This window comes from Mycobacterium sp. PTI7 (assembly GCF_056679845.1).
On sequence record NZ_CM155252.1, the window covers coordinates 4294294 to 4320348 of the forward strand.

At 69.4% G+C, this 26055-nt stretch carries 27 protein-coding genes and 1 tRNA gene; 8 read left to right on the plus strand and 20 right to left on the minus strand.

Annotated elements, in window-relative coordinates:
* Positions 1 to 25 precede the first annotated feature (25 nt).
* A complete protein-coding gene (locus AC1MEY_RS20675) occupies positions 26 to 784 on the plus strand; it encodes an SDR family oxidoreductase (RefSeq protein WP_480227267.1) in 759 nt (252 codons plus the stop codon).
* Between the two features lie 473 nt (positions 785 to 1257).
* Positions 1258 to 2871, plus strand: a complete 1614-nt coding sequence (locus tag AC1MEY_RS20680) for a hypothetical protein (protein ID WP_480227268.1) — start codon at positions 1258 to 1260, stop codon at positions 2869 to 2871.
* Between the two features lie 55 nt (positions 2872 to 2926).
* Here AC1MEY_RS20680 and AC1MEY_RS20685 read toward each other — a convergent pair whose 3' ends face one another.
* From AC1MEY_RS20685 to AC1MEY_RS20710, 6 genes are read right to left on the minus strand one after another with little or no spacing between them, the layout of a single operon-like run.
* The gene (locus AC1MEY_RS20685; protein ID WP_480227269.1) at positions 2927 to 4321 is read right to left on the minus strand and encodes an NAD(P)/FAD-dependent oxidoreductase; all 1395 of its coding nucleotides are present in this window, start codon (positions 4319 to 4321) and stop codon (positions 2927 to 2929) included.
* Between the two features lie 30 nt (positions 4322 to 4351).
* Entirely contained in the window at positions 4352 to 5479 is a 1128-nt protein-coding gene (locus tag AC1MEY_RS20690; protein WP_480227270.1) for an ABC transporter ATP-binding protein, read from the minus strand.
* Positions 5469 to 6263, minus strand: coding sequence for an ABC transporter permease (locus AC1MEY_RS20695; RefSeq protein ID WP_480231596.1), 795 nt, complete (start codon positions 6261 to 6263; stop codon positions 5469 to 5471). The genes AC1MEY_RS20690 and AC1MEY_RS20695 overlap by 11 nt, the downstream gene beginning before the upstream one ends.
* Positions 6263 to 7159, minus strand: coding sequence for an ABC transporter permease (locus tag AC1MEY_RS20700; protein ID WP_480227271.1), 897 nt, complete (start codon positions 7157 to 7159; stop codon positions 6263 to 6265). Before AC1MEY_RS20700 ends, AC1MEY_RS20695 begins: the two co-directional genes overlap by 1 nt.
* Positions 7160 to 7172: 13 nt before the next feature.
* Positions 7173 to 8285 carry an ABC transporter substrate-binding protein gene (locus AC1MEY_RS20705; RefSeq protein WP_480227272.1) on the minus strand — a complete coding sequence of 371 codons (1113 nt, stop codon included), beginning with the start codon at positions 8283 to 8285 and terminating at the stop codon, positions 7173 to 7175.
* A 59-nt stretch (positions 8286 to 8344) separates the two neighbouring features.
* The gene (locus AC1MEY_RS20710) at positions 8345 to 8932 is read right to left on the minus strand and encodes a cupin domain-containing protein (protein ID WP_480227273.1); all 588 of its coding nucleotides are present in this window, start codon (positions 8930 to 8932) and stop codon (positions 8345 to 8347) included.
* A gap of 204 nt (positions 8933 to 9136) precedes the next feature.
* Here AC1MEY_RS20710 and AC1MEY_RS20715 point away from each other — a divergent pair, with 204 nt between their 5' ends.
* Positions 9137 to 9484 (plus strand): cupin domain-containing protein, encoded by a 348-nt coding sequence (locus AC1MEY_RS20715; RefSeq protein ID WP_480227274.1) that lies wholly within the window; start codon positions 9137 to 9139, stop codon positions 9482 to 9484.
* Positions 9485 to 9520: 36 nt separating this feature from the next.
* Entirely contained in the window at positions 9521 to 10216 is a 696-nt protein-coding gene (locus tag AC1MEY_RS20720) for an LpqN/LpqT family lipoprotein (protein ID WP_480227275.1), read from the plus strand.
* 48 nt (positions 10217 to 10264) lie between these two features.
* On the opposite strand, the gene AC1MEY_RS20725 is transcribed toward AC1MEY_RS20720, so the two are convergent.
* The 3 genes from AC1MEY_RS20725 to AC1MEY_RS20735 all read right to left on the minus strand — a co-directional run bounded on the left by AC1MEY_RS20725 (position 10265) and on the right by AC1MEY_RS20735 (position 11476).
* A tRNA-Ser gene (locus tag AC1MEY_RS20725) sits at positions 10265 to 10355 on the minus strand.
* Between the two features lie 150 nt (positions 10356 to 10505).
* Positions 10506 to 10961, minus strand: coding sequence for a nucleoside deaminase (locus AC1MEY_RS20730; protein WP_480227276.1), 456 nt, complete (start codon positions 10959 to 10961; stop codon positions 10506 to 10508).
* Complete coding sequence (locus AC1MEY_RS20735; RefSeq protein WP_480227277.1) at positions 10958 to 11476, minus strand: tRNA adenosine deaminase-associated protein; 519 nt, start codon at positions 11474 to 11476, stop codon at positions 10958 to 10960. The genes AC1MEY_RS20730 and AC1MEY_RS20735 overlap by 4 nt, the downstream gene beginning before the upstream one ends.
* 105 nt (positions 11477 to 11581) lie before the next feature.
* Between AC1MEY_RS20735 and AC1MEY_RS20740 the strand changes: the two genes are divergently transcribed.
* Positions 11582 to 12526, plus strand: coding sequence for a prephenate dehydrogenase (locus AC1MEY_RS20740; RefSeq protein ID WP_480231597.1), 945 nt, complete (start codon positions 11582 to 11584; stop codon positions 12524 to 12526).
* On the opposite strand, the gene AC1MEY_RS20745 is transcribed toward AC1MEY_RS20740, so the two are convergent.
* Genes AC1MEY_RS20745 through AC1MEY_RS20765 form a run of 5 tightly spaced genes read right to left on the minus strand, consistent with a single transcriptional unit; the run spans position 12489 to position 16617 of the window.
* Positions 12489 to 13088, minus strand: coding sequence for a putative glycolipid-binding domain-containing protein (locus tag AC1MEY_RS20745; protein WP_480227278.1), 600 nt, complete (start codon positions 13086 to 13088; stop codon positions 12489 to 12491). The two genes, AC1MEY_RS20740 and AC1MEY_RS20745, sit on opposite strands and share 38 nt — an antisense overlap.
* Positions 13085 to 13882: an ABC transporter permease gene (locus AC1MEY_RS20750; protein WP_480227279.1), complete on the minus strand. Its 798-nt coding sequence runs from the start codon at positions 13880 to 13882 to the stop codon at positions 13085 to 13087. The genes AC1MEY_RS20745 and AC1MEY_RS20750 overlap by 4 nt, the downstream gene beginning before the upstream one ends.
* Positions 13879 to 14538, minus strand: a complete 660-nt coding sequence (locus AC1MEY_RS20755) for an ABC transporter permease (RefSeq protein ID WP_480227280.1) — start codon at positions 14536 to 14538, stop codon at positions 13879 to 13881. The genes AC1MEY_RS20750 and AC1MEY_RS20755 overlap by 4 nt, the downstream gene beginning before the upstream one ends.
* Positions 14538 to 15638 (minus strand): ABC transporter ATP-binding protein, encoded by a 1101-nt coding sequence (locus AC1MEY_RS20760; RefSeq protein WP_480227281.1) that lies wholly within the window; start codon positions 15636 to 15638, stop codon positions 14538 to 14540. Before AC1MEY_RS20760 ends, AC1MEY_RS20755 begins: the two co-directional genes overlap by 1 nt.
* Positions 15639 to 15666: 28 nt before the next feature.
* Positions 15667 to 16617 carry an ABC transporter substrate-binding protein gene (locus AC1MEY_RS20765; RefSeq protein WP_480227282.1) on the minus strand — a complete coding sequence of 317 codons (951 nt, stop codon included), beginning with the start codon at positions 16615 to 16617 and terminating at the stop codon, positions 15667 to 15669.
* Between the two features lie 178 nt (positions 16618 to 16795).
* Here AC1MEY_RS20765 and AC1MEY_RS20770 point away from each other — a divergent pair, with 178 nt between their 5' ends.
* Complete coding sequence (locus tag AC1MEY_RS20770) at positions 16796 to 17173, plus strand: LapA family protein (RefSeq protein ID WP_480227283.1); 378 nt, start codon at positions 16796 to 16798, stop codon at positions 17171 to 17173.
* A gap of 8 nt (positions 17174 to 17181) precedes the next feature.
* On the opposite strand, the gene AC1MEY_RS20775 is transcribed toward AC1MEY_RS20770, so the two are convergent.
* The 3 genes from AC1MEY_RS20775 to AC1MEY_RS20785 all read right to left on the minus strand — a co-directional run bounded on the left by AC1MEY_RS20775 (position 17182) and on the right by AC1MEY_RS20785 (position 19769).
* Positions 17182 to 18009 carry a transglutaminase-like domain-containing protein gene (locus tag AC1MEY_RS20775; RefSeq protein WP_480227284.1) on the minus strand — a complete coding sequence of 276 codons (828 nt, stop codon included), beginning with the start codon at positions 18007 to 18009 and terminating at the stop codon, positions 17182 to 17184.
* A 104-nt stretch (positions 18010 to 18113) separates the two neighbouring features.
* Positions 18114 to 19160 (minus strand): phosphotransferase family protein, encoded by a 1047-nt coding sequence (locus AC1MEY_RS20780; protein ID WP_480227285.1) that lies wholly within the window; start codon positions 19158 to 19160, stop codon positions 18114 to 18116.
* 9 nt (positions 19161 to 19169) lie between these two features.
* Positions 19170 to 19769 carry a histidine phosphatase family protein gene (locus AC1MEY_RS20785; RefSeq protein WP_480227286.1) on the minus strand — a complete coding sequence of 200 codons (600 nt, stop codon included), beginning with the start codon at positions 19767 to 19769 and terminating at the stop codon, positions 19170 to 19172.
* A gap of 82 nt (positions 19770 to 19851) precedes the next feature.
* Between AC1MEY_RS20785 and AC1MEY_RS20790 the strand changes: the two genes are divergently transcribed.
* Complete coding sequence (locus AC1MEY_RS20790) at positions 19852 to 20607, plus strand: SDR family NAD(P)-dependent oxidoreductase (RefSeq protein ID WP_480231598.1); 756 nt, start codon at positions 19852 to 19854, stop codon at positions 20605 to 20607.
* 140 nt (positions 20608 to 20747) lie between these two features.
* Here the strand turns inward: AC1MEY_RS20790 and AC1MEY_RS20795 are convergent, their stop codons facing one another.
* Together AC1MEY_RS20795 and AC1MEY_RS20800 are read right to left on the minus strand one after the other, a co-directional pair.
* Positions 20748 to 22655, minus strand: a complete 1908-nt coding sequence (locus AC1MEY_RS20795) for an alkyl/aryl-sulfatase (protein ID WP_480227287.1) — start codon at positions 22653 to 22655, stop codon at positions 20748 to 20750.
* Positions 22656 to 22714: 59 nt separating this feature from the next.
* A complete protein-coding gene (locus AC1MEY_RS20800) occupies positions 22715 to 23206 on the minus strand; it encodes a metallophosphoesterase family protein (RefSeq protein WP_480227288.1) in 492 nt (163 codons plus the stop codon).
* 179 nt (positions 23207 to 23385) lie between these two features.
* On the opposite strand from AC1MEY_RS20800, the gene AC1MEY_RS20805 reads away from it, so the two are divergent.
* Positions 23386 to 25695 carry a putative bifunctional diguanylate cyclase/phosphodiesterase gene (locus tag AC1MEY_RS20805; protein WP_480227289.1) on the plus strand — a complete coding sequence of 770 codons (2310 nt, stop codon included), beginning with the start codon at positions 23386 to 23388 and terminating at the stop codon, positions 25693 to 25695.
* On the opposite strand, the gene AC1MEY_RS20810 is transcribed toward AC1MEY_RS20805, so the two are convergent.
* Positions 25650 to 26039, minus strand: coding sequence for a nuclear transport factor 2 family protein (locus AC1MEY_RS20810; protein WP_480227290.1), 390 nt, complete (start codon positions 26037 to 26039; stop codon positions 25650 to 25652). The genes AC1MEY_RS20805 and AC1MEY_RS20810 overlap by 46 nt on opposite strands.
* Positions 26040 to 26055: the final 16 nt, after the last annotated feature.

Below are 26055 nucleotides of genomic sequence, written 5' to 3' on the forward strand. Positions count from 1 at the left end.
AGCGACAGACGAGGATGGTCCACCAGTGAGCGGTCAACATGCCGGGCTCCGCCTGCTCGTCGTCGGCGCGTCGTCGGGCATCGGCCACGCCGTCGCCACCAGCGCCGCCGCACTCGGCGCCAAGGTGGCCGTCGCCGCCCGCCGGATGGACCTGCTGAACGAACTCGCCGCGTCGATCGACGGCTTCGCCTTCGAACTCGACGTCGCCGACACCCCGGCGATCGGCCGCGTGGTCGACGATGCGGCACGGGCGCTCGGCGGCCTCGACGCCCTGGTGTTCACCAGCACCGTGATCCCGTTCGCGCACATCGAGGACACCGACGTCGCCACCTGGGTCCACGCCTTCACGGTCAACACCATCGGCGCCAACAACGTGTTGCGAGCCGCCCTCCCACATCTGTCCGAGAACGGCGTCGTGCTCGTCGCCTCCAACAACGACGTCGGGCGTCCGCGTGCCGGCGTCGCCGCCTACGGCGCGAGCAAGGCCGCCCTCGACGAGATCCTGCTGGCGTGGCGCAACGAGCATCCCGACCTGTCGATCATCCGGGTGGGCGTCGGACCCACGCAGGACACCGAGATCCTCCGTGGCGCCGACCGCGACCTGCTGTCCCAACTCTTCACGTCGTGGGTGGAGCACGGTCAGCTGCCCGCGCAGATGTCGCAGCTGCAGGACGTCGCGAACACCCTGGTGTCGCTGGTGACCATGGCGGTCGCCAACCCGAGCGTGGTGCCCGAGGTCGTGCAGTTGGCACCGCGCATCCGGCAGCGCGGCTCGGAGTCGTAGCGCCCCGCAGCTCGACGCGCGGCCCGACCCCGGTCAGGGCGCGCATCCTCGCTGCGGCTGCCCACGAAATGAATTGACGCCCAACGCGATTACGCCCCCGAGACGGGGTCTCGGCACGTTCGGCACGGGCCGGCGCCCGCGGACCGGAAGCTCGGTGCGGCAAGACCGGTTGCCCACCCGTCCGCCCAAGGCCATTTGCCCGGTTCGCAAGGATTCCTTCGTTGCCGATTCGCCACACCGTCATTGACGCCTGCGTCACTTCGCCGACCCCGCTGACGGCCGGAGCGGCAGCCGGACCATGACGGCGACACTAGCAGGCGCGACACCGGTCACAGCGCCCCTCCGGGTCGTTTCCCACGGCGTCAAAATTGACAGTTAATTAGGGCAGGCATACCTATTGTTTCTAAGGCAACCCTCAGCTAATGTTCAGACGCCGCTTAGGTGAACCTTGCTTTGCTAAAACAGGAGAAACAGTGCAACTCGCCCTTCGTGCCGACTCGACGGACATCGCATACGATTCGGACCGCTCATCCGCGCCCTCGCGCCGGACCAAGATGATGGTCGCCGGCATCGCCGCGGCCAGCGCCAGCGTCATCGCCATCAACCCGGTGTCGCCGGCCCTGCCCGAATTGCAGCACCGCGCGGTCGAACTCGCAGCCGTCGCCAACCCGCTGGTCGTGCTGCAGGAAGCGCTCGCCAACACGTTCAACAACCTCGGCACGCTGGCCAACGGGACCGCCGGTGCCACCAACGCCACGGCCACCGCACTGAGCAACCCCGCCGTCTACGCGCAGATCGCGAACTTCATCGCGGCCAACGCGGCGAACCCGGGCGCGCTGCTGAGCCAGCTCGCCGCCTTCCAGACGAACTTCGGCAGCCAGATCGGCACGCAGACCGCGCTGTCGCAGGCCGCGTTCCAGACCGCCATCAACAACCTGCCGACCGTGCTGCAGAACTCGTTCAACTTCCTCACCTCGGGGCAGTTCGTCGAGGCGTTCAGCGAGCTGAACATCTACCTCCTGGTGCAGCTCATCGAGCGGCCGGGCAACCCGCTGGTCCCGCTGTTCCAGATCCCCGGTGACATCGCCGCGGCACTGCCCGGCGGCCAGATCGTGGCCAACGTGCTCGACGCCCTGCTCACCCGCGGCGGCTTCTCCGGCCTGACCCGCGCCCTGCTGGTCGCGCCGATCACCGCCACCCTCCAGGTCGCGGAGATCTTCGACGCGGTCCGCGCGGCGGTCGTCGTCGGCGACTTCCCCACGGCGGTCAACGAGCTGATCAACCTGCCGGTCCGGGTGGTCAACGCCTTCGTCAACGGCTACGTGCCGAACTTCCCGACGCGGTCGCTGTTCCAGGGCCTGCTGAGCCCCAACGGCCCGCTCGACTACTTCCTGGTCGACCTGCCGAACATCATCTTCGGCGCACTCAACGCGTCGGTGGCGCCGCCGGTCGTCACCCCGCCGGCCGTCACCGCGGCCACCCTGGCGAGCGTCGCGTCGACCGACCTGGGCCTCGGCACCACGGTGTCGCTGACCGAGGCCACCGAGGCCGCCAAGACCGCACCCGCCACGGAGGCCGCCGCGGGCACCGAGACCGCCGTCGAGGGCACCCCCGCCGCCGACACCGCACCGGTCGAGACGGCACCGGTGGTCGAGGAGACCGCGCCGGTCGAGACCGCACCGGTGGTCGAGGAGACCGCACCCGCGGCAGAGACGCCCGTCGAGGTCGAGACCCCGGCCGTGACGCCGGTGTCGACCGACACGGCGACGGAGACCGAGCCCGAGGCGGAGGCCACCCCGGCCAAGACCCCGGCCGCCTCGGGCAGCAACAAGCCGGTCAGCTCCTACGGCAGCGACAAGACCGGCTCCGCCGCGTCGGGGACCGCCACCTCGGGTAGCGCGACCTCCGGCACCGCCGCCTCGGCGGGCAGCACCGGCGGAAGCACCGCCTCCACCGGAACCGCCTCGGACAGCGGCACGTCCGCGACCGGCGCGTCGAGCACCTCGGGCACCTCGAGCACCTCGGGCAGCGACTCCACCGGCTCTGCCGGCGGCAGCGACTCGGGCAGCTCGGACAGCGGCGAGTAAGTAGCACCGAACGACGGACGGCCCCCTCGGCGACGAGGGGGCCGTTTCCGTCGGATCAGCGGCCGGTGATCCTGTTGGCCACGTTCGCGATCCGGCTGGTGTGCCCGAGGCCGTTGGATTCGCGGCGATCCGCCGTCCGGTAGAGCGCGTACATGCTCTGGACGCCCAGCCACCGCAGTGGCTCCGGCTCCCAGCGCCGCACCCGGCGGCCCACCCACGGCAGGCGGGTCAGATCGGTCTGCTGGTCGAGCACGAGATCGGCCAGGGTGCGGCCGGCGAGGTTGGTGGTGGTCAGGCCGCTGCCCACGTAGCCGCCCGCCGTGCCCAGGCCGGTGCGGCGGTCGAAGTCGACCGTGGCCGTCCAGTCCCGCGGGACCCCGAGCACCCCGCACCAGGCGTGGTCGATCGGCACGTCGACGGTGGCGGGGAACATGTCGTGGGTGAGTGCGGTGAGCGCATCGATGGTCCACTGCTGGGTGGCGCCCCGATCGTCGAGTCGCGAGCCGAAGCGGTAGGGGATGCCCCGGCCGCCGAGGGCGATGCGGTCGTCGGCGGTCCGCTGCGCGTACATGTACCCGTGCGCGTAGTCGCCGAGCAGTTCCGCACCGGCCCAGCCGATTCGGTCGTGCACCTCCTTCGGCAGCGGTTCGGTGACGATCATGGACGAGTTCATCGGGAGCCAGCTGCGCTTCTGCCCCTCGATGCTGCCGGTGAAGCCCTCCAGGCAGCGCAGGACGGTCGGGGCCCGCACCGTGCCGCGATCGCTGACGGCCCGGCCCGGCTCGATGCGGCCGACGGTGGTCTGCTCGTAGATCGTGACACCGAGCCCGACGACGACGTCCGCGAGTCCCTGGATCAGCTTGGCGGGCTGGACGCGGGCGCAGTGCGGACTGAAGATGCCCCCGAGCGAGCCGGCGACGCGGATCCGCTCGTCCATCTCGGCGCGCGTCAGCTCGACGAAGTCCAACGGGTCGGCGCCCCAGTCCTGTTCGTGGCGCAGGCCGGCGTGCAGGCGTTGCAGCTGGGCCTGGTTGCGCGCGACGTGCAGCAGCCCGTCCTTCTCGATGTCGGCGTCGATGCCCTCCTGCTTGGCGACGTCGATCACCTCGTCGACGGCGTCGCGCATGGCGCGCATCAGGTCCACCACGCCCTGCTTGCCGTGCGTCGCGGCGTAGGCCTCCCGCGAGCCGGCCAGTTCTGCCGACAGCCAGCCACCGTTGCGGCCCGAGGCGCCGAAGCCGGCGAACTCCTTCTCCAGGACGACGATGCGCAGGTCCGGCCGTTGGCGGATGAGGTAGTACGCCGTCCAGAGTCCGGTGAATCCGGCCCCGACGATGCACACGTCCGCGTCGCGGTCGCCGGGCAGCGCCGGACGCGGTTGCGGCAGACCGATGGACCGGTACCAGAAGGACACGCCGCCGTTGACCGGCTGCCGACCCGAGGACGTCATGGTTCGTTTCTCCTGGTTCGTGTAGTTCGTCTAGTTCGTGGAGGTGGCCGGGACGTCGTGCGCGACGCCCGGCCCGTCGAGGGCGAGTACTGATGCGTCGCCGGCGCGGAAGGTCAGCCAGACCTCGTCGCCGGCGTGCACCGGGGTCAGTGCGGCCCCGGCACTCTCGCGAACCAGCACCGTGCTGCCGTCGTCGAGCCTGACCTCGACCTTGCGGGCGTTGCCGAAGTAGATGTGCTGGATCACGCGGCCGGGGACCACGTTGTCGGCGAGCGGTTCCGGGCCGGCGGGGTGGAGATCGATCCGTTCGGGCCGCACCACGACCGCGACGTCCCGCGTCGTCGGCGGCGTCCCCCGGGTCGCGGTCAGCGAGCGCCCGCCGACGTGCACCCGGCCGTCGTCCAGCGAGCCCCGGAAGAGCGACGACTCGCCCACGAACTGGGCGACGAACAGGCTGTTGGGGTGCTCGTACAGATCCGACGGCGTCCCGATCTGCTGAATCCGACCGTCGTTGAACACCGCGACCCGGTCGGACAGCACCAGCGCCTCGTCCTGATCGTGGGTGACGTAGATGAACGTCGTGCCGAGATCTGCGTGAATCCGCTTGATCTCCAACTGCAGGGTGTCGCGCAGCTTCTTGTCGAGTGCGCCGAGCGGCTCGTCCATGAGCAGCACGCGCGGGTTGTAGACGACGGCGCGCGCGAGGGCGACGCGCTGCTGCTGACCGCCCGACAGTTCCTTCGGCTTGCGCCGCGCCAGGTGCTCGAGACCCACCATCGTCAGCGCGTCGGCGACCATCGTGGCGCGCTCCGACTTGCCGATCGACCGTTGCCGCAGCGGGTATTCGACGTTGTCGGCGACGCTCATGTGCGGGAAGAGGGCGTAGTGCTGGAACACCATGCCGATGTCGCGCTTGTAGGGCGGCAGGTCGGTGACCGGGCTGCCGTCGATGGACAGTTCGCCCTCGGTGACGTCGACGAACCCGGCAATCATGTTGAGCGTGGTCGTCTTTCCCGACCCGCTGGGACCGAGCAGGGTCAGGAACTCGCCCGGCCGCGCGTCCAGGTCGATGGCGTCGACGGCCGTGACGGAGCCGTACCGCTTGACCAGGCCCCGCATCGTGATGGAAGCGCCGTGCGGCGCGCGGTCATCGGACACGATTCCTCCTGATGGCGAAGATGCTGGCGAGGACGGTCAGCGCGGTGGTCAGCGCCAGGATCACCGTCGCCGCGGCGGCGATGGTGGGGTCGGTGTCGCGGGTGACCGACGAGTACATCCGCACCGGAAGCGTTTGCAGATAGGGACTTTGGATGAACAGCGACAGCACCACCTCGTCGAAGCTGGTGGCGAACGCGAACAGTGCCCCCGACAGGACACCCGGCGCCACCTGCGGCAGCGTGACGGTGCGGAACGTGGTCCACCTGTTCGCGCCGCAGATCGCCGCCGCGTCCTCGAGCCGCCGGTCGAACCCCTGCAGGCTGGCGCTCACCGGGATGATGACGAACGGCAGGGCGAGCACGCTGTGCGCCACGACGAAGCCGAGCGTGGTGCCCAACAGGTTGAGCCGCAGGTAGATCGCGTAGATGCCGATCGACACCACGATCACCGGGACGATCATCGGCGAGAGCAGCAGCGCGCGCAGGCCCTGATCGCCGAAGAACCGCGTCCGGCTGAAGGCGACCGCTGCCGCCGTCCCGCAGACCGTCGCGACGACGGCCACCAGGAGACCCACCCGGATGCTCGCCTCCAACGACCAGAGCCAGGACGGATCGGTGAAGAAGTTGACGTACCACTGGGTCGACCAGCCCGTCGGCGGGAACCTGAACGACGGGAGATCGGTGAAGCTGAGCGGGATCACCACCAGCGAGGGTGCCACCAGCCAGGTCGCGACGAGACCGCAGAACACCAGGAGCGCACCGCGCCAGAACGTGCCGCTGCGCATCACGACGCCCGTTCCTGCCGGGATGCGCGGCGCAGCACGAACATCAACACGGCGAGCACCAGCAGAGTCAGCAGCAGGAGCACCACGCCCATCGCCCCACCGCGGCCCCACTGCAGCAGACCGTTGACCTGGACGTAGATCTGCTGGCTGATGAGTGCGTTGTCCGGGGATCCGAGCAGCGCCGGCGTGACGTAGAAGCCGAGGCTGCTGATGAACACCATCAGACAGCCCGCCCCGATGCCCGGCATGGTCAGCGGCACCCAGATGCGGGTGAACGACGTCAGCGGCTTCGCGCCCAGACTCGACGAGGCCAGCACCAGCCGACGGTCGACACCCGACATGACCGCGTACAGCGGTAGGACCATGAACGGCAACAGGATCTGGCTCATGCCGATGACGACGCCGAGGTTCGTCCGGATCAGCTGCACGTCGCCGAGCCCGACGAGGCTCAGCAGCGCCTGGGCAGGCCCGTTGTCCTGCAACAGGATAACCCAGGCGAAGGTGCGCACCATGAGGCTCGTCCAGAACGGGACGAGAACCAGCAGCGTCAGCGCAGCCCGCACCTTCGGCCCGAACGCCACCATGGCGTAGGCGTACGGGTAACCGAGCAGCAGGCAGATGACCGTCACCTCGAGTCCGGTGGTGAACGTCCGCAGCAGCACCTCGCGCTGCACGGCGTCACCGGCGTACCAGGCGAAGTTGTCGAACCCGGCCACTGGATCGGTGAACGCGCGCCACAGCATCACGCCCAGCGGCGCCGCGAAGACGCCGATGACGAGCACCAGCGCGGGAGCCAGGAGGGCGTAGGCGCTGCGGCGCCTGCGCTGGGCCCCCGCCTCCTCGGCCCGCGAGCGCGGTGGTGCCGCGCCACCGGACAGAACGTCGACTACGGTCATGACCCGCTAACCCCTACTTCGCAAGCCAATCGGTGTACGCACCGACCATCGCGTCGTTGTTCTTCGACCACCAGGCGAGGTCGATCGGGAAGCGGTCCGCGAGACGCTCGGGAGTGGTGGTGAGGTAGCTCGTCGCGAGGGCGTCCAATTGTGGCTTGGCGTCGACGTTGATCGGGCTGTACGACGTGAGTTCGGTCAGCTTGGCCTGCTGCTGTGCACCCAGGTAGTAGTTGATCAGCGCCATCGAGGCCTTCGGGTTCTTCGCGCCCTTCGGCACGGCGATCGTGTCCGCCTCGGGCATCCACTGATCCCACATGGGCGCGAACTTCGCCCCGTTCTTGACCGCGGAGTAGGCGCGCCCGCTCCACAGCAGCGCCATGTCGACCTGCCCGGCCTCGAGGAGCTGCTGGGCCTGGGCACCGCTGTTCCAGAAGACGACGTCGCCGCGGATCGACGACAGCTTGTTCAGCGCGCGGGTGGCGTCGATGGGGTACATCTGGTCCTTCGCGACGCCGTCGGCCAGCAGGGCGCCCTCGAGCACGCCCGGGTCGAGTTCGCCGGCGATGCCCTGGATGCCGCGCTTGCCGGGGAACTTCGCCGTGTCGTAGAAGTCGGCCCACGTCTTGGGCGGGTTCGCACCGTACTTGTCCGTGTTGTAGACCACGATCAGGCCGTAACCCATTGCGGGAACGGAACAGTCGTCGGTCTTCGCACCCGGCGGGATCTTGCTGACGTCGACGATGCTGGTGTCGATCGGCATGAACAGCTCGCCGCAGTGCTGAGCGGTGAACACGTTGGTGGTGTCGATGACGTCCCAGGTGACGTTCCCCGATTCGACCTGCGACTTGATCTTCGTGCTCTCGGTGGGGCCGTCCTGCAGGATGCGGGCGCCGGACTCCTTGGCGAACGGATCGATCGCCGCCTGGGTCTGGCCCTCCTGGAAGATACCGCCGTAGGACACGAAGGTCATGGTCACGCCCTTGAGCGCGTCGGCCTTCACGGTGCCCGCCTGCGGTGGGCCGCTGCCCAGGTCGACGTCGCCGCCCGGTGCGGGACCCGACGAACACGCCGCGGTGAGCAGCACGGCAGCCACGCCGCATCCGAGGGCCTTGAGTGCAGTGGTCATGTGAACTCCTCCTGTGGAACGTGTTTCGCGGTCGGTGGTGGTCGTACTCGATGTCGCGGTCATGCGGTCGGCGGGCTGACGATCCACAGCAGCTCGGCGGGTGCATCGCTCAGGTTGTGCACGGTGTGCGGGATCGACGTGCGGTACTCCGCGGAGTCGCCGGCGTTCAATTCGTGCTTCTTGCCGTCGAGTTCGAGAACTAGCGTCCCCTTCACGACGATCAGGACCTCCTGGGCATCGCCGTGCACGTAGGCCTCGCCGGCGGAACCACCGGGGGCGAACTCGGCGGAGTACACCTCGAGGTTCATCAACGGCTTCTGCGAGAGCAGATACTTCGCGCTGAGGTCGTCGACGTGGATCTCGGGCCGATCCGCCCGACGCAGAATGCGCGCTCCCCCGGCGTGGTGATCGCCGAACAGGTCGGGCAGCTTGACGCCGAGTTCCTCGGCCAACTTCCGCAGGGTGCCGACGCTGGCGTTGACCTGACCGCGCTCCAGCTGGCTGAGGAAGCCCGCCGAGATCCCCGCACGCCCCGCCAGGTCGCGCAGGCTGAGCTTGCGCGTACCTCTGAATTCGCGTATGCGGGAGCCCATTTCGGCCTCCGTGCTCGAGGCCACGGGGGCGGCGCCGTCCTCGATCAGGGCCACGGGCGAACATCCACTTCTTCTAGAAGAACTAACAGTTCGTTATCACCGAACAAAGTGTTCGGTGATGTGTGACACTATGCCTGCCGTGGGGCCTCGGCAACCGGAATCGCGAAATCCGTTTCCGGACGATGCGGGAGTCCCCGACGCCGCGCGTCGGCAATCCCCCTGGCGTGCATCATGATCGATCGATTCAGGAGGGCCGCCATGGTCGCACTCGTCCACCTCCCCGCCGGCACCGTCACCGGTGCTCTCGAGCCCAGCGGGCGTCGGGCCGGCGCAGACAGCGGAGACCCCCAGCTGGGGACGTTGGCCGTCGACTCGGGCACCGCGGCGCAGGTCGGCATCTGGGAGTGCGAGCCGGGCGGCTGGCCCGTCGTCGACCGGCCCGACACCGAGACCTGCTACGTCATCTCCGGGCGGGCCACCATCACCGACGACGAGACGGGACGGACGGTCGAGGTCGGCGCGGGCGACGTCGTGGTCCTGCCACCGGGGTGGTCGGGGCGCTGGGACGTCGTCGAGACGCTCCGCAAGATGTACACCGTCTTCTGAACGCCCACCCCCGCGAATCCTTTGTAGGGTGAGCCCATGCCGACCCCGAACGACCTCGACGTCAACGGCGTCAGCCGACCCCTCCGTGACGCACTGATCGCCTCGGGCGTCGTCACGTGCGCGCTGCTCCTCGCCGGATGCAGCAGCGAGACCGACGGGCAGGCGACGGCGGGGAGCGCCTCGGAGTCGAGCGCCGCGGAGTCGGCCGGCGACGGATGCACCGAGGGGTCGGCCCCGCTGACTCCCATCGAGGGCGTCGAACAGGGCGAGCCCCGCCTGCTGATCCCGCAACCTGCCGGCTGGGAGCGCAACACGTCGCTCGACTCCGAGCTGATCCGCTTCGCGATGGCCAACCGCGACCTGACCGCCGAATCGTTCAGTCCCAACGCCGTCGTCACGCTCGAGCACGTCCCGAGCACCGACGTCGACCCGCAGGACGTCCTGAATCAGCAGAAGAGCGCGCTCGAATCGCAGGCCGGCGCCACCGACATCGACGTCCAGTCGACCCCCAACTGCGGGTCGACCGCAGAGACGGTGAGCTACACGCTGCCCGCGCAGGGAGCGGTCCCGGCGCATCCGGCCCGGGTGCTGATCATCGCCGCGCCGTTCGGGGACTCCACTTGGACCGCCACGGTGACCGTGCAGGCCGTCAACCCCGACGACCCCACCTACGTGCAGGACGCCGAGGCGATCCTCACCGGCTTCCAGATGCTGCCGCCGTCGGACGAGTGAGGCTGAAACGCAAGAACCGCCCTGCCTGACGGATCAGGAGGGCGGTTGTGGCGGTGGCGGAGGGATTTGAACCCTCGGACGGGGGTTACCCGTCACACGCTTTCGAGGCGTGCTCCTTAGGCCGCTCGGACACGCCACCGTGTGGCAGCTTACCGGTCGACGCGCCTCGCCCCTAATCGCCCGTCATGGGTCGTCAGCGGCCGTCCGGGTCCCGCCGAAACTGCAAGGAGATCGCGTCCGGGCGCCGAATCGCGATCTGACAGCAGTCTCGGCGGGGGGAACCGAGGACTCAGCGCATCCGCGCGAAGAACTGTTCGAGCGGGGCGGCGCACTCGGCGGCAAGCACTCCCCCGCGTACCTCCGGGCGGTGGGTCAACCGGCGGTCGCGCACCACGTCCCACAGCGATCCGACGGCGCCGGTCTTCGGCTCCCACGCCCCGAACACGACGCGCGCGACCCGGGCCATCACCAACGCACCGGCGCACATCGTGCAGGGCTCGACGGTCACCGCGAGCGTCGTCCCCTCGAGCCGCCACCCGTCGCCGAGCACGGCCGCGGCGGCACGCATGGCGAGGATCTCGGCGTGCGCGGTGGGGTCGCCCAGCCGTTCGCGGGCGTTGGCGGCACTGGCCAGCACCTCGCCGTCGGGCCCGAGGACCACCGCACCGATCGGCACGTCGTCCGGTCCGGCGCGCGCCGCGGCGTCGAGGGCGAGCCGGATCAGGCGCTCGTCGGCAGCCGTCACCGATCCAGTTTGTCCAGCACCGCCGACAACTCGTCGCCGAAGCCCATCTCCTGGGCGATCCTGCTCAGCTGCTCGTCGGCGTAGTCGTCGTCGGACAGGATGATGCTGAGCACGCCCTGCGAGAGGCCGAGGTCCGCGAGCAACCCGAGGTCGCCCTTCTCGAACGGCTCCTCGTCCTCGAGATCGTCGAGGTCGACGTCACCGTCGAGTGCCCGCAGCACCTCCTCGGCGATGTCGTAGTCGAGTGCGGCGGTCGCATCGGACAGGAACAGCCGGGTGCCGGCGGGAGCGGGCCGGGCGATGACGAAGAATTCGTCGTCGATGTCGAGGAGACCGAAAACGGCACCGGCGCTGCGCAACTCCCGCAGCTCGGTCTCGGCGGCCTTGAGGCTGGTGAGCGAGGCGGCCTTCATCGGCGCGCACCGCCACTTGCCGTCTTCGCGGACGACGGCCACGCCGAAGCCCTCCGGGAGGTCTGCGGCCTGGTTTTGCGCCTGTGCACGCTGTGCTCCCATTAGGTCAACGCTAGTCGCAGAAGACGCCCTTTGACCAGCCATCGAGTCCGTACCCGGCGGCGACCCCGACGGGCGATGTGCCAACCTTGACGTGTGGCGAGACCACTGTGCGTTCTGGGTTTGGGGTTGATCGGCGGGTCCGTGATGCGGGCGGGCGTGGCGGCGGGCCGCGACGTCTTCGGCTACAACCGGTCCCGCGACGGCGTTCAGGCCGCGCGGTTCGACGGGTTCGACGCCACCGACTCGCTCGACGGCGCGCTTCGGCGGGCCGCCGACGCCGACGCGCTGATCGTCCTCGCCGTCCCCATGCCCGCCCTGCCCACGATGCTCCAGCACGTCGCCGGCGTGGCACCGGACTGCGCGCTGACCGACGTCATCAGCGTCAAAGGCGCTGTGCTGGAAGCGGTGCGCAAGCGCGGGCTGGCCGGTCGCTTCGTCGGCGGCCACCCGATGGCGGGCACCGCGCACTCCGGGTGGACGGCCGGGGACGCGCGCCTGTTCGTCGGGGCGCCGTGGGTGATCAGCGTCGACGACGACGTCGACGAGACGGTGTGGGCGGACGTCATGCACCTGGCGCTGGACTGCGGATCGTTCGTCGTGCCCGCCCGTTCCACCGAGCACGACGCGGCGGCCGCCGCGATCTCGCACCTGCCACACCTGATGGCGGAGTCGCTCGCCGTGGCTGCGGGCGAGGTGCCGCTGGCGTTCTCGCTCGCCGCGGGCTCGTTCCGCGACGGGACCCGGGTGGCCGCCACCGCACCCGACCTGGTGCGGGCGATGTGCGAGGCCAACTCCGAGGAACTGCGCAGTTCGCTGGACCGCGCGATCGACCTGTTGACGCGCGCCCGGGAGGGCCTGGCGACCACGGGGTCGGTCGCCGAACTGGTCGAGTCCGGGCACGCCGCCCGCATCCGCTACGACAGCTTCGACCGCCCGCAGATCCTGGGTACGACCATCGGCGCACCCGACTGGCGCGCCGAACTGGCCGCCGCCGGCCGCGCCGGCGGCGTGATCAGATCCGCTCTGCCAGTCCTGGGTAGTCGAGGATGAAGCCGCACTCGTCGACCGTGACGACGGTGTCGGCGGCCGGCGACTTCAGCGAGATGCCCGCCTCGTCGCTGGAATAGGAGATCTGTTCCAGCGAGACCGCCAGGTCGGGCAGTCGCACGTAGACGACCGGCAGCACGACGGCCTCGGCCACCTCGTACAGCCCGGTGCGTCGGATCGGCAACGCGTTGAAGAACGGGCTGAAGATCACGTCGACGTCCAGCGCCCCCTCGAACCCCGACCTCTTGGTCTGGTTGAGGTGGTCCTGGACCAGCCACATGTTCTCTTCGTCGCGGGCGATCGACAGCTGGCGCTCGCGCTCGGCGAGCGTGACGGTCAGCGACAGGCGTTTCGTCGCGCCGGCGTCATTGGTGACCAGGTCGTAGGACGCACTGAACGCGGGGTGTGACTCCGTGGCCGCCGCTACGATCCGGCCGTAGGCCTTGACGCGATTGCCCGACAACTGCACCCGGACGGATTCCATCCGGGAGAGGTCGTGGGCTCGCCAGGTCAACACGGATGGCCACTGGTCTTCGGACTCCTCGGAGCGGGCTGCTGCACTCACCCCTCTACCGTAGGCGACGCACCCCCGCGTTCGTAGCGCCCTGACGAACTGGCTTCAGATCGAGACCCGGAGCCCGCGGGCGCCGCGCCTTCCAGGGCGATCTCGTCGCCGAGGAACGGCTGCGGCATCCGCCGGAAGCGGTTGCTGCCCGGCTCCGAGGACCACACCGCGAGGGCCAGCAGCGCGTCCAGGATCAGCGCGAGCGCGGTCACCATCAGGGCGCCGACCAGCGCCAGGTAGAACTCCCGGACCTTGATGCCGTCGATGAGGTAGCGGCCGAGTCCGCCAAGGCTCGCGTAGGCCGCGACGGTGGCGGTGGCCACGATCTGCAGCGTCGACGTGCGGAGGCCGCCCAGGATCAGCGGCAGCGCGTTGCGCACCTCGACGCGCAGCAGCACCTGCGACTCGGTCATGCCCATGGATCGGGCGGCGTCCACCACCGCGCGGTCGACGTTGGCGATGCCCGAGTAGGTGCCGGCCAGCAGCGGCGGGATGCCGAGCAGCATGAGCGCGACGGTCGGCGGGACGAGGCCGAGACCCCACAGTAGGACGCCGAGCAGCAGCACACCCAGCGTCGGCAGCGCGCGCAGTGCGTTCACACCGGTCACGACCAGGAACGTGCCGCGGCCGGTGTGCCCGATGACCATGCCGATCGGGATGGCCACCAGCGCCGAGAAGACGACGGCGACCGCGGTGTACTGCAGGTGCTCGAGGATCCGGACGGTCAGACCCGCCGGCCCGGCCCAGTTCTCGCCGGTGAAGATGAAGGACAGTGCCTCGCTGAGGAAGTTCATCGGGCGCCCGCCTTGGCCCTGGGGTCGCTGCGCACCCACGGTGTCGTGATTTTGCCGAGCAGCATGATGAGGGTGTCGATGACGATCGCCACCACGAAGATCGCGATGATGCCCGCGATGATCTGGTCGCTCTTGTCGGACTGGTATCCGTCGGTGAACCAGGTGCCCAGGCCGCCGACGCCGATCACCGAACCGACCGACACCATCGAGATGTTGGTGACGGCGACGACGCGGAGGCTCGCCACGAGCACGGGGATGGCCAGCGGCAGCTCGACCTTGAGCACCCGGACGAGCGGCCGGTAGCCCACCGCGGTGGCGGCGTCCAGCACGGCGGGCGGCACGGCGTCGAGCGCCTCGGGCACCGCCCGCACCAGCAGCGCCACCGTGTAGAGCGTCAGCGCGATGATCACGTTGGACGGCGACAGGATGGTCGTCGGGATGATCAGCGGCAGGACCACGAACAGGGCCAGCGACGGGATGGTGAAGATGACGCTCGCCGCGATCGTGACGAGCCGTCGCAGCACCCTCGTCCGGTGGACCAGCGCACCGAGCGGCACCGCGATCACCAGACCCAGCGCCAGCGGCAGCAGCGACAGGTACAGGTGGACGAGCGTCAACTCCCAAGCGTCGTCGAGGTGGGTGAGCAGGTACTGCACTAGGTGGTCCTGGGTCGGTTCTTCAACGCGGCCACCACGTCGTCGGCTCTGATGCCGCCGATCACCTGTTTGCGTTCGTCGACCGCCACGCCCAGCCCGGCCGGCGACGACAGCGCGGCATCGAGCGCCAGCCGCAGCGTGCCGTCGGGGACGAACAGCGAACCGCCCGCGATCGTGCTGTCGTACAGCGACTTCCCCTGCCGGTGCAGGCCGACGCCGTTGACGTCGATCCACGCGTACGGCGAGCCGTCGGGGTGCGTCACCAGGGCCCACTCGTCGGGACCGAGGTCCATCGCGTCGACGCCCGACTCCGAGACCGTCCGGATGTCGTGCAGCGGGAGGCCGCTACCGGCGGTGAACTGCAGGCCGCGGTAGCCGCGGTCCGCGCCGATGAAGCCTGCGACGAAGTCGTTGGCCGGGTTCGAGAGCAGCCGCCGCGGCGGGTCGTACTGCTGCAGCACGCCGCCGCGCCCGAACACCGCGACCTTCTCGCCGAGCTTGATCGCCTCGTCGATGTCGTGGGTGACGAAGACGATGGTCTTGCGCAGTTCGCTCTGCAGCCGCAGGATCTCGGTCTGCAGTTCCTCGCGGACCACCGGGTCGACAGCGCTGAACGGCTCGTCCATCAGCAGGATCGGCGGGTCGGCCGCCAGCGCACGGGCCACCCCGACGCGCTGCTGCTGACCGCCGGACAGCTGCGCCGGGTAGCGGTTGGCGAGCTTGGGATCCAGCCCGACCCGCTCCATGACGCCGATCGCCTTCTTGCGCGCGGAGCGGCGCGACTCCCCCATGAGCACCGGCACGGTGGCGACGTTGTCGACCACCTTCAAGTGGGGCATGAGTCCCGCGCTCTGGATGACGTAGCCGATGCCGAGCCGCAACTTGACGGCGTCGACCTTGGTGACGTCCTTGCCGTCGACGGTCAGCGTGCCCGACGTCGGGTCGATCATCCGGTTGATCATCCGCATCGACGTCGTCTTGCCGCAGCCCGACGGGCCGACGAACACGGCCAGCGTGCCGTCGGGCACGTCGAGGGTCAGGTCGTCGACGGCGATCGTGCCGTCGGGGTACTTCTTGGTGACGTTCTCGAACGTGATCACGCGTGACCTCTGTTCTTCGCGCAAGCGCTCATCCGACAGCCTTGTCGAAACCGTTGTTCTTGACCCACTTCTCGGCAGCTTCGTCGGGATCGATGCCGCCGTTGCCCGACGTCTCGGTGTTCATTTCAATGAGTGCCTCCGTGGTGAGCTTCGCCGACACCGCATTGAGCACCGTCTTGAGTTGGTCGGACATCTTCTGCGAGGCCACCAGCGGGACGACGTTGGCGGCGAGGAAGTTGTTCTTCGGGTCCTCGAGCACCACCAGGTCGTTCTGCGGGATCGCGGGCGAGGTGCTGAAGATGTCGGCCGCGGTCACCGTGCCGTCGACCAGTGCGCGCACCGTCGCGGGGCCGCCGCCGTCGCTGATGGCGACGAAGTTGGCCGGCGAGATCTCCAGGCCGTACTTCTCCTTGAGCCCCGGCAGCCCTTCCTTGCGGTTGAGGAACTCCGACGGCCCACCGAACTTGACCTCGGGTGAGCGCTGGGCGAGGTCACCGATGGTCTTGAGGTTCCACCGCTGCGCGATCTCGCGGGTGACGGCGACGGTGTCCTGGTCATTGGCCGGCGACGGCGTCAGGATCGCCAGGTCACCGGGCACGGCGTCGTAGAGCGCCAGCAGCACGGCGGTCGGATCGGTGGCCGTGCTCTCTGCGTCGAAGTACTGCAGGAGGTTGCCGGTGTACTCCGGGATGAGGTCGATCGAGTGGTCCTTGACCGCCGGGATGTAGGTCTCGCGGCTGCCGATGCCGAACTGCCGGGTGACCTCGAAGCCGTTGGCCTCCAACGCCTGAGCGTAGATCTCGGCGATGATCCGCGACTCCGGGAAGTCCGCGGACCCGACCTTGATCGACTTCAGGTCACCCGATATCTGGCCGCCGCCCAGCGGATTGGAACTTCCGCAGGCCGCTGTGAACAGTACGAGCACCGAGAGCAGGGCTGCGAGGCCCCGGCGGTGCACGGCGTTGTTTGCCGATTTCATGCGAACGTCCTTTCGACGTCACCTGCCAGGAAGCGACAGTAACGGGAGTCGAGCGTCGGTGCCCGGGTTTGAATCAGGCCGTCGAGCGCGGTCCGGCCGCCGTGCACCGGTGACGCGTCGGTGATCGACCGGTGCAATGGCTGTTTGATTTGCCGTCCGGAGGGGCAAGATGATCACCATGACCAGCGACCCGTACGTGCCACCCGCCGATTCCGGGTCGCAAGCACCCCTCGATCCCACCGGGCACGCGCCTGCGTCCGAGCCCGTCAAGAACCCGCCGTCGCCCGCCAAGGAGGTCAAGTTCACCCGCGCCGGCGCGCTGTGGTCGGCGCTCATCGTGGGATTCCTGGTGCTGATCGTGCTGCTGATCTTCATCGCGCAGAACACCGAATCCGCCGTGCTGCACTTCCTGGGCTGGAATTGGAGCCTGCCGCTGGGCGTCTCGATCCTCGCCGCGGCCGTGCTCGGCGGCCTCATCACCGTGCTCGCGGGCGCGGTGCGCATCTTCCAACTCCGTCGCGCCGCCAAGAAGAACTACAAGGCCGCCATCCGCTGAGCCGAGGCTCACCGGATCGACACCAGCTCCTCGACGTCGTCGACGGGTAGGTCGCCGTCGACCACGGCCGTCACGTTCGCGTAGTTCAGCGTGATCGACCCCTTGTGGTTGTCGAGGAAGGCGGTGTCGGCGGCGTCCCGGCCGGTGGCGATCCTGACCAGGGTCTGGCGCGGCGCCAGCAGGGTCGCGTCGACCACCCGCCAGTGCCCGTCGACGTAGGCCTCGGCGACGGCGTGGAAGTCCATCGGCTGGCAGCCCGGTGCGTAGACGGCGACCAGTCGCGCCGGCACGTTGACCGCACGCAGCAGCGCCACGACGAGGTGCGCGTAGTCGCGGCAGACGCCCGCGCCGGCGAGCAGCGTGTCCGCCGCGCCGTCGATCGGGTCCGAGGAGCCGGGCACGTAGTGCAGCCGGGTGGCCACCCACTGCGAGACCTTCGCCAGCAGCGTCGCCGAGTCGGCGTACTGCCCGAACTCGGTGGCGGCGAAGCCGAAGAACTTGTCGGCCTCGGCGTAGCGGCTGGGCCGCAGGTAGGTGGACAGGTCGATCTCGGTGACGGGTGCCGGGTCGCTCTGGCCGATGATCGTCGCGTTGTAGCTGGCGAGCAGCTTGCCCTCGCCGACGTCGAACTTGTGGATCCGGTTGCCGTGCTCGCCGATGACCTCGGTGGCCTCGATCTCGTTGCCGTTCAACGTGAACGACAGCGACTCGGTGACCGCGGCGCCGGGCTGCGGCGCGACGGCGATCTGGAATTCGACCGTGGTGGCGGCGGCGACCCAGACGTCCATCTCGACGCCGACGTCCCGCTTCAGCGCATCGGTGGATGATGACGGCATGGCGACCGCCTCTCTGGTGGTGGGGAATCCTCGCGAACGCGCGTGATTTCGGACGCTTGTTACCCCATCACAGCATTACGCAAACCGCGCGGTGACGGCGGACACTAGCCGAGTTCGGCCAGCCCCATCGCGATGCACGGCGCGACCGCCTCGCCGACCTTGTCGCCGTACTCGCTGCCCCCGCCCATCCGGTCGCGGAATTGGATGCCCGCCGCGATGATGCCGAGCTTGAAGTACGCCAGACCCATGTAGAAGTCCCAGTGCACCAGCGACTGTCCCGACGCCACCGAATATCGTTGCGCCAGTTCGTCGGCCGACGGGATGAGCGGCGACGCCCAGGCCGCGCCGGCGTGCACCTTGTCGAACGTCGGATGCCGGTAGACGCACATCAGGGCGGCGTCGCTCAGCGGGTCGCCGAGCGTAGACATCTCCCAGTCCAGGACGGCCCGCACCTTGGTGGCGTCCTCCGCGTCGAGCATCGTGTTGTCGATGCGGTAGTCGCCGTGCACGATCGCGCTGCGACTCTGCGCCGGGATGCGGTCGCCGAGCTTGGCGTGCAGCAGGCGGACGTCGGCGTCGCGCGGATCGTCCTCGGTCTTCACCAGGTCCCACTGCGAACCCCACCGGCGCACCTGACGCTCCAGGTACCCGGTGGGCTTGCCGAAGTCGCCGAGGCCCACCGACTCGGGGTCGACGGCGTGCAGGTCGGCGAGCACCTTGATCAGCGCGTCGACGCACGCCTCGATGTCGTTCTGCGTGCCCAGCGCCTCCAGCTCAGAGGCGTACCGCACCACCCGGCCGGGCACGTACTCGACCATCTGGAACGTGGTGCCGATCGCGGTGTCGTCGTCGGCCAGCGCCACGGCGCGCGCGACGGGGACGTCCGTGCCGGCCAGCCCCGCGACCACCTTGTACTCGCGCGCCATGTCGTGCGCGGACGGCGTCAGACCATGCAGCGGCGGCCTGCGCAGCACCCACTTCGACGCGTCGTCTTCCACCAGGAACGTGAGGTTGGAGCGCCCGCCGGCGATCAGCTCGGCGCGCAGGTCACCGGTGCGCGGTACCCCGATCGTGCGCAGGTGGCGGTCGAGGGCACCGAGGTCGAGGCCTTCCGGCGAGGTGGTCTGCGGGGTGGAGGCGTCCGTCGTCACGGCACTTGTCTACCACCGACTGTTTCGGGGCAGCAGGTCCCATACATGTTCGGTGCCGTTGATCGACGCGACGCTGAGTTCATGCTTGCGCGACGCGAGCAGCCGGGTGATGCCCGCGTAGTCCACCTGCACGCACAGCAGCTTCTCGGTCCGCATCAGCCGGTGGACGAGTGCGTTGATCACCCCGCCATGACTGAACAGCGCGACGGTGTCTTCGTGGTCGGCGTCCGCGACGATCGCGTCGACGCCTTCCATCACCCGGGCGATGAACGCCGGTTCGTCGACGCCCGCCGGGAGGTGGCCGCTGATGAGGCGTTTGACGTCCTCCTCGGAGGCCTCCTCGATGGGCACGTAGTGGGTGAGGTCGCGGTCGTACTCGGCCAGCCGCTCGTCGACGTCGACGGTCAGCCCCAGGGCGTCCGCGACGGGCTGCGCCGTCTGCAGCGCACGCCGCTGCGGGCTGCTCACCAGACGCGTGATCGGGAAGCGCGCCAACGCCTCCGGCAACCGCTTCGCCTGTTCGACCCCCTCGGGCGACAGGTCGGGGTCCGCGCCCTGGCCCGGTTCGGTGCGCAGGGGCAACGCGTGTCGTATCACCAGCAGTTGCATGTGTGCCTTTCTCGATCGTGCCCGTGCCACCCTATGGTTCGTGCGAGCATCACCCTGGCGGGGATCGACCGGGAGGACGCACATGGGCTACGCCGACGATCTCTTCGACCTGACCGACCGCGTCGTCCTCGTCACCGGCGGCAGCCGCGGGCTGGGTCGTGAGATGGCGTTCGCCGCCGCCGAGTGCGGCGCCGACGTCGTCATCGCCAGCCGCGACATCGATTCCTGCGTGGTCACCGCCGAGGAGATCGCGGCGTCGACGGGCCGCGACGCCTTCCCCTACCAGGTCCACGTCGGCCGGTGGGAGCAACTCGACGGCCTCGTCGACGCGGCCTACGAACGGTTCGGCAAGGTCGACGTCCTCATCAACAACGCGGGGATGTCACCGCTGTACGACTCGCTGACGTCGGTCACCGAGAAGCTGTTCGACGCCGTCGTGAACCTGAACCTCAAGGGCCCGTTCCGGTTGTCGTCGCTGATCGGAGAGCGGATGGTCGCCGACGGCGGCGGCTCGATCATCAACGTCAGCTCCACCGGGTCGCTGCGCCCGGACCCGCACATGCTGCCCTACGCGGCGGCCAAGGCAGGCTTGAACGCACTGACCGAGGGCCTGGCGAAGGCCTACGGCCCGACGGTGCGCGTCAACACGCTGATGGCCGGGCCGTTCCTCACCGACGTGAGCAGGTCGTGGGACACCGGCGCTGACTCGTTCTCCCACCTCGCGGTTCAGCGGCCGGGCCAGCCGTCCGAGATCATCGGCGCCGCACTGTTTCTGGCCTCGGACGCGTCGAGCTTCACCACCGGTTCGATCCTGCGCGCCGACGGCGGCATCCCCTAGCCACGCGCGCGCCAACGTCATCCCGCGAGCAGTCCACTTCGTGGCTCCAGCAAAATCCCCTGGTTCCTCGGAAAAGAGGGAACTTTACGTCTGCTCGCGGTTGGTAGTTCGAGCCGGAGATGTCGGCGGGAGAGCACTCGCTACGGGGTGACGATGTCGAACGCGGGGTCGGGCCGGTCCAGCACGCCGAGCAGGGCCGGCAGGGCGTCGGCGTCGCCGGTGACGTCGAGCCCCGGCGAGGTGGTGTCACCCCCGACGACGGCGAGCAGCCGCAGCTTGTTCGCGAACGTCACCGTGGCATGCGCGGTCACGGGGTCGCCGGGGACGCGGCGGTGCACCAGGACACCGTTGCGCAGGGTCAGCCGGTAGTTCGTGGCGACGTCGGCGAACATGACGTCGATGGCGAGGTCGAGGTCCCACGCGCGCGGGCCGTCGACGCTGATCGCGAACGCGTCGAACATCTGCTCCGGGGTCAGCTGCGACAGCATCGACGACGACGCCGCCTGGGTGGGGGTGCCGAAGTTCGCGCCGCGCAGTTCGGTGGCCCCGGAGAGGAAGAAGTTGCGCCACGTCGCGTTCTCGGCGCCGTAGGCCAGCTGCTCGAGGGTGTCGGCGTACAGGTCGCGGGCGCCCTGATGGTGCTCGTCGGTGAAGATGGCGTGATCGAGCAGCGTTGCCGCCCAACGGTAGTCGCCCTCGTCGAACGCGGTACGCGCCACCTCGACCACGCGGTCGAGTCCGCCGATCGCCTCGACGTAGCGCGGGCCGATGGCCTCCGGCGGATGCGCCCACAGGCGGGCGGGGTTGCCGTCGAACCACCCCATGTAGCGCTGGTAGACCGCCTTGACGTTGTGGCTGACCGAGCCGTAGTAGCCGTGTGCGTGCCAGGCCCGCTCCAGCGCCGGCGGCATCTGGAACGTCTCGGCGATCTCGATGCCGGTGTGGCCCTGGTTCAGCTGGCGCAGCGTCTGGTCGTGCAGGTAGGCGTACAGATCCCGTTGCAGCGACAGGTATTCGACGATCCGCTCCCTGCCCCACGTGGGCCAGTGGTGCGAGGCGAAGACGACGTCGGCCCGGTTGGAGAACGCGTCGATGGCCTCGGTCAGGTAGCCCGACCAGCCGTGCGGGTCGCGAACCAGCGCGCCGCGCAGCGTCAGCAGGTTGTGCAGGTTGTGGGTGGCGTTCTCGGCCATGCACAGCGCGCGGAACCGCGGGAAGTAGAAGTGCATCTCGGCGGGCGCCTCGGTGCCGGGCGCCATCTGGAACTCGATCTCGACGCCGTCGACGACGTGGATCTCGCCGGTGGTCGTCACGTCGATGGTGGGGACGATGATCGCGACCTCACCCGTCGACGGCGTCTGCCCCAGCCCGCAGCCGACCTGGCCGAGCGGCCCGCGGTCCAGCACGGTGCCGTACATGTAGGAGGCCCGCCGCGCCATCGCCGTTCCGGCATAGACGTTCTCCTGCACGGCGTGTTCGACGAAGCCCTCGGGCGCGATGATTGCGACGGTGCCCGCGTCGACGTCGGCCTGGCTCGTCACGCCGAGCACGCCGCCGAAGTGGTCGACGTGGCTGTGGGTGTAGATGACCGCGGTGACGGGCCGGTGGCCGCGGTGGGTGCGGTACAGCGCCAGTGCGGCCGCCGCGGTCTCGGTGCAGACGAGGGGGTCGATCACGATCACGCCGGTGTCGCCCTCGATGAAGCTGACGTTCGACAGGTCCAGCCCGCGCACCTGGTAGATCCCCGGCGCATCCCCTCCCGTCGCTCCGCTCGCCCTGGTCACCTCGTAGAGACCCTGCTTCGCCGCGAGCGTCGACTGCCGCCACAGACTGGGATGCACGCTGGTCGGCGCGTCGCCCTCGAGGAACGAGTACACGTCGTTGTCCCAGACCACCCGGCCGTCGGCGGCGCGCACCACGCACGGCTCCAGCGCGCCGATGAAGCCCCGGTCGGCGTCGGCGAAGTCGCGGGTGTCGTCGAACGGGAGCCCGCTCAGGTGTACCGCGTGCGCGGCTTCGATCGTGGCGGACGGCGGCTTCGGTTCCATGCCGTAGAGGGTGCCACCCAGCCGTCCCCGTCCGCGGCCGATCGACCGCGGAATTCACCTCAGAGGCGGTGGAGTTCCACGTCGTCGAGCCGTCCGTCCGCGACCGTCGCCGTCATGTACGTGCAGAACGGCTGACGGCGACGGTCCGTCGGGGATCCCGGGTTGAGCAGCCGGAGACCGGTCTCCGCGGTGGCGTCCCACGGGATGTGGGAGTGGCCGAACACGAGGACCTCGACGTCCGGGTAGAGCCGCGCCATCCGCGCGTCCCGGCCAGCTGACTGCCCGGTCTCGTGCACCACGGCGAATCGGACGCCCTCCAGCGTCACGTCGGCGCGCTCGGGCAGACGCCGGCGGAGTTCGTCGCCGTCGTTGTTGCCCCAGCAGGCGACGAGCCGCGTGGACCGCGCCTCGAGTTGGTCGAGCAGCGCCGGCTCCACCCAGTCGCCGGCATGGATCACGACGTCCGCGCGGTCCACCTCGTCCCACACCGCGGCGGGAAGATCGCGTGCCCGCTTGGGGACGTGGGTGTCGGCAATCAGCAACAGACGCACGCCGTCAGAATATCGCCGGAAAACGTGACCGACCTTGCCTCGACGTTGCTGTTAGCCGCACTAGACGCTTCGTATTTCAAGATCACAGATGCTTGACATGGCCACGACGTTGGCGAAGCATTGCCCTCAACTGGGGGGATACCGTGCTCAAAGTTAAGGTCAGTCCGCTCATATGGGCGATGACCGTTGCCCTCGCGGCGTTTGCCATGTGGCTGTTCGTGGGGTGGGGCGGTCCGTCGGTCACCCGGATCGTGGACGACGCCGGGTCGATCGTCTTCAGCACGTTCGCCTTCGCCGCCGCGGCCTGGGCCGCCCGGCGAACCCGGCAGTTGCGGCGACGGGCATGGGCGCTGCTCGCCGGCGGACTGTTCGGCTGGGTGGTCGGCGACCTCATCTGGGCGTACCAGAGCATCGTCGTCGGCAGCCCCCTCGCCTCGCCGTCGGTCGCCGACGTCGCCTATCTGCTACTGCCCGTGGGCGTGGTGGCCGCCGCACTCGGCACGGCCGGCGCCCGCCACCTCACGGGGATCCGGGCGCTGCTCGACGCGACGGTGATCACCGCGTCGCTGTTCCTGATCTCCTGGGTCCTGGTCCTGCGGGACCTGTTCGCGACCAGTGACCAGAGCCGGGCCGCACTGGCGGTCGCCGTCGCGTACCCCGTCGCCGACGTATTGGTGGTGGCGGTCTGCGTGCTGGTGATGACGACGGCGCTGCCGAGTCATCGCTTCGTCCTCGGCATGGTGACCGTGGGTCTGACCACGATGGCCGTCACCGACAGTGCGCTGGTGTTCTTCAGCGCCCGCGGGCAGACCGCCGACGATGCCCTGGTGATCGGCAGGGCGCTCGGACTGTTGCTCGTCGGTGCGAGCGCGCTGCAGGCGGCACGGACTCCCGGCTTCGACATCCCCGCCGACGTCGAGCGGTCCAGGTTCGGGTTCTGGCTGCCCTACGTTCCGCTCGTTATCGCCGCCACGATCGCTTTGATCGACCTGTGGCGGTCCTCGACCGCCACGCACGTGATCGTGGCATCCGGGGGCGTGCTGATCTTCGCCACCATCGCCCGGCAGTTGACCGTGCTCGTCGACAACCGCGCACTGCTCGGCGTCGTGGCCGAGCAGGCGCTGCAGGACCCGCTGACCGGGCTGGCCAACCGCCTGCTGTTCACCGACCGGCTCAACCATGCGATGCAACTCCGCGAGCGCGACGGCCGCGAGGTCGCGGTGCTGTCGCTCGACCTCGACGACTTCAAGCTCGTCAACGACCACCTCGGCCACCCGTCGGGCGACGCGCTGCTGCGCGCCGTCGGCGAACGCCTCACCGGCGTGGTCCCCCGCGGCGACACCCTGGCCCGATTCGGCGGCGACGAGTTCGCGATCCTGATCGAGGGTGGGCCCCGTCCGGCCGACGAGATCGCCCAGCGCGTCATCGAGGTGTTCGACCGCCCCTTCTTCCTGGACGGCGAGGAGATCTACGTCCACCCCAGCGTCGGGCTGGCCACCGCGCCGCCGGCCGAGGACGAGGACCTCACCGCGGACGAGCTGTTCCAGCGCGCCGACGTCGCCATGTACGCGGGCCGGCGGGCGGGCATCGGCGGCGTCCAGGTCTTCACCCCCGACATGCGGCAGGACGGCCGCGCAGAGCCGAAGACCTCGGCGCCCCCCGGCGGCAAGCGCAAGCGCCCTCCGGTGGCGGGCATCCAACTGCTCGGCCAGCTGCGGCGGGCCATCGACGACGACCAACTCGATCTCGTCTACCAACCCAAGATCAGCCTCTCGACCGGCACGACGGTCGGCGTCGAGGCGCTGATCCGCTGGCCGCATCCCGAGTACGGCGTGCTCACCCCGAACCAGTTCCTGCCGTTGGTACGACAGAACGGGCTGATGGACGCGGTGACCGAGCTGGTGCTCTACCGGGCCGTGCACGACGCCGTCACCTGGTATCACCCGGAGCAGTGCGACCTCCCGGTGGCGATCAACCTGTTCGCGCCGTCACTGGACGACCTGGAGCTGCCGGACCGCATCACCACCGCGCTCGAGCGGGCCGGACTGCCTCCCGCCGCCCTGTCGGTCGAGATCACCGAACACCTGCTACTGGCCAACGTCCGGCGGGCGGCGACGGTGATCCAGCGTCTGCGGGACAACGGGCTGCGCATCGCGATCGACGACTTCGGCACGGGCTACGCCACGATGAGCTATCTACGGGACCTGCCGATCGACGAACTGAAGCTCGACCGTCAGTTCATCTCGCCGGTGCTGCACAGCCCCCGCGCCGCGGCGATCGTCCGGTCGGTGATCGACCTGGCGCACGCGCTCGGCGTGGCCTGCGTCGCGGAGGGCGTCGAGGACGCGCCGACCGCCCAGCGGCTACGCGAGTTCGGCTGCGACGTCGCGCAGGGGCACTACTTCGCCAAGCCGATGTCGGCGGACGAGCTGCGGGATAGCGTTCAGCTGGGCTGCAGCAGCGCGGCCATCTTTCCCATCACCAACTGAAGGCCCGAGAACGGCCGGATCATCACCTTGAAGGACGTGATGCGGTCGTCGTCGCCCCAGACGATCATGTCGACGCCGTTGACGTACTTGCCGTCGATGGTGGCGGCGAACTCGAGCACCGCCGAGCGGTCGGCGTACCACTCGCCCACGTAGTGGAAGTCCGTATCGCCGAACACCTTCGCCGCGGCCATCAGGTACATCGCGGTCTTCGCGCGGCCCTCCTGCGCGGAGAACAGGGCCGGGGAGTGGAAGACGACGTCGTCGGCGAGCATCGCGTCGAGGACGGCGGCATCGTGCCCACCGGAGATGAAGTGGTGCCAACGTTCGATCACGGGTGGTGTCATGTCGCCATGATCGCAG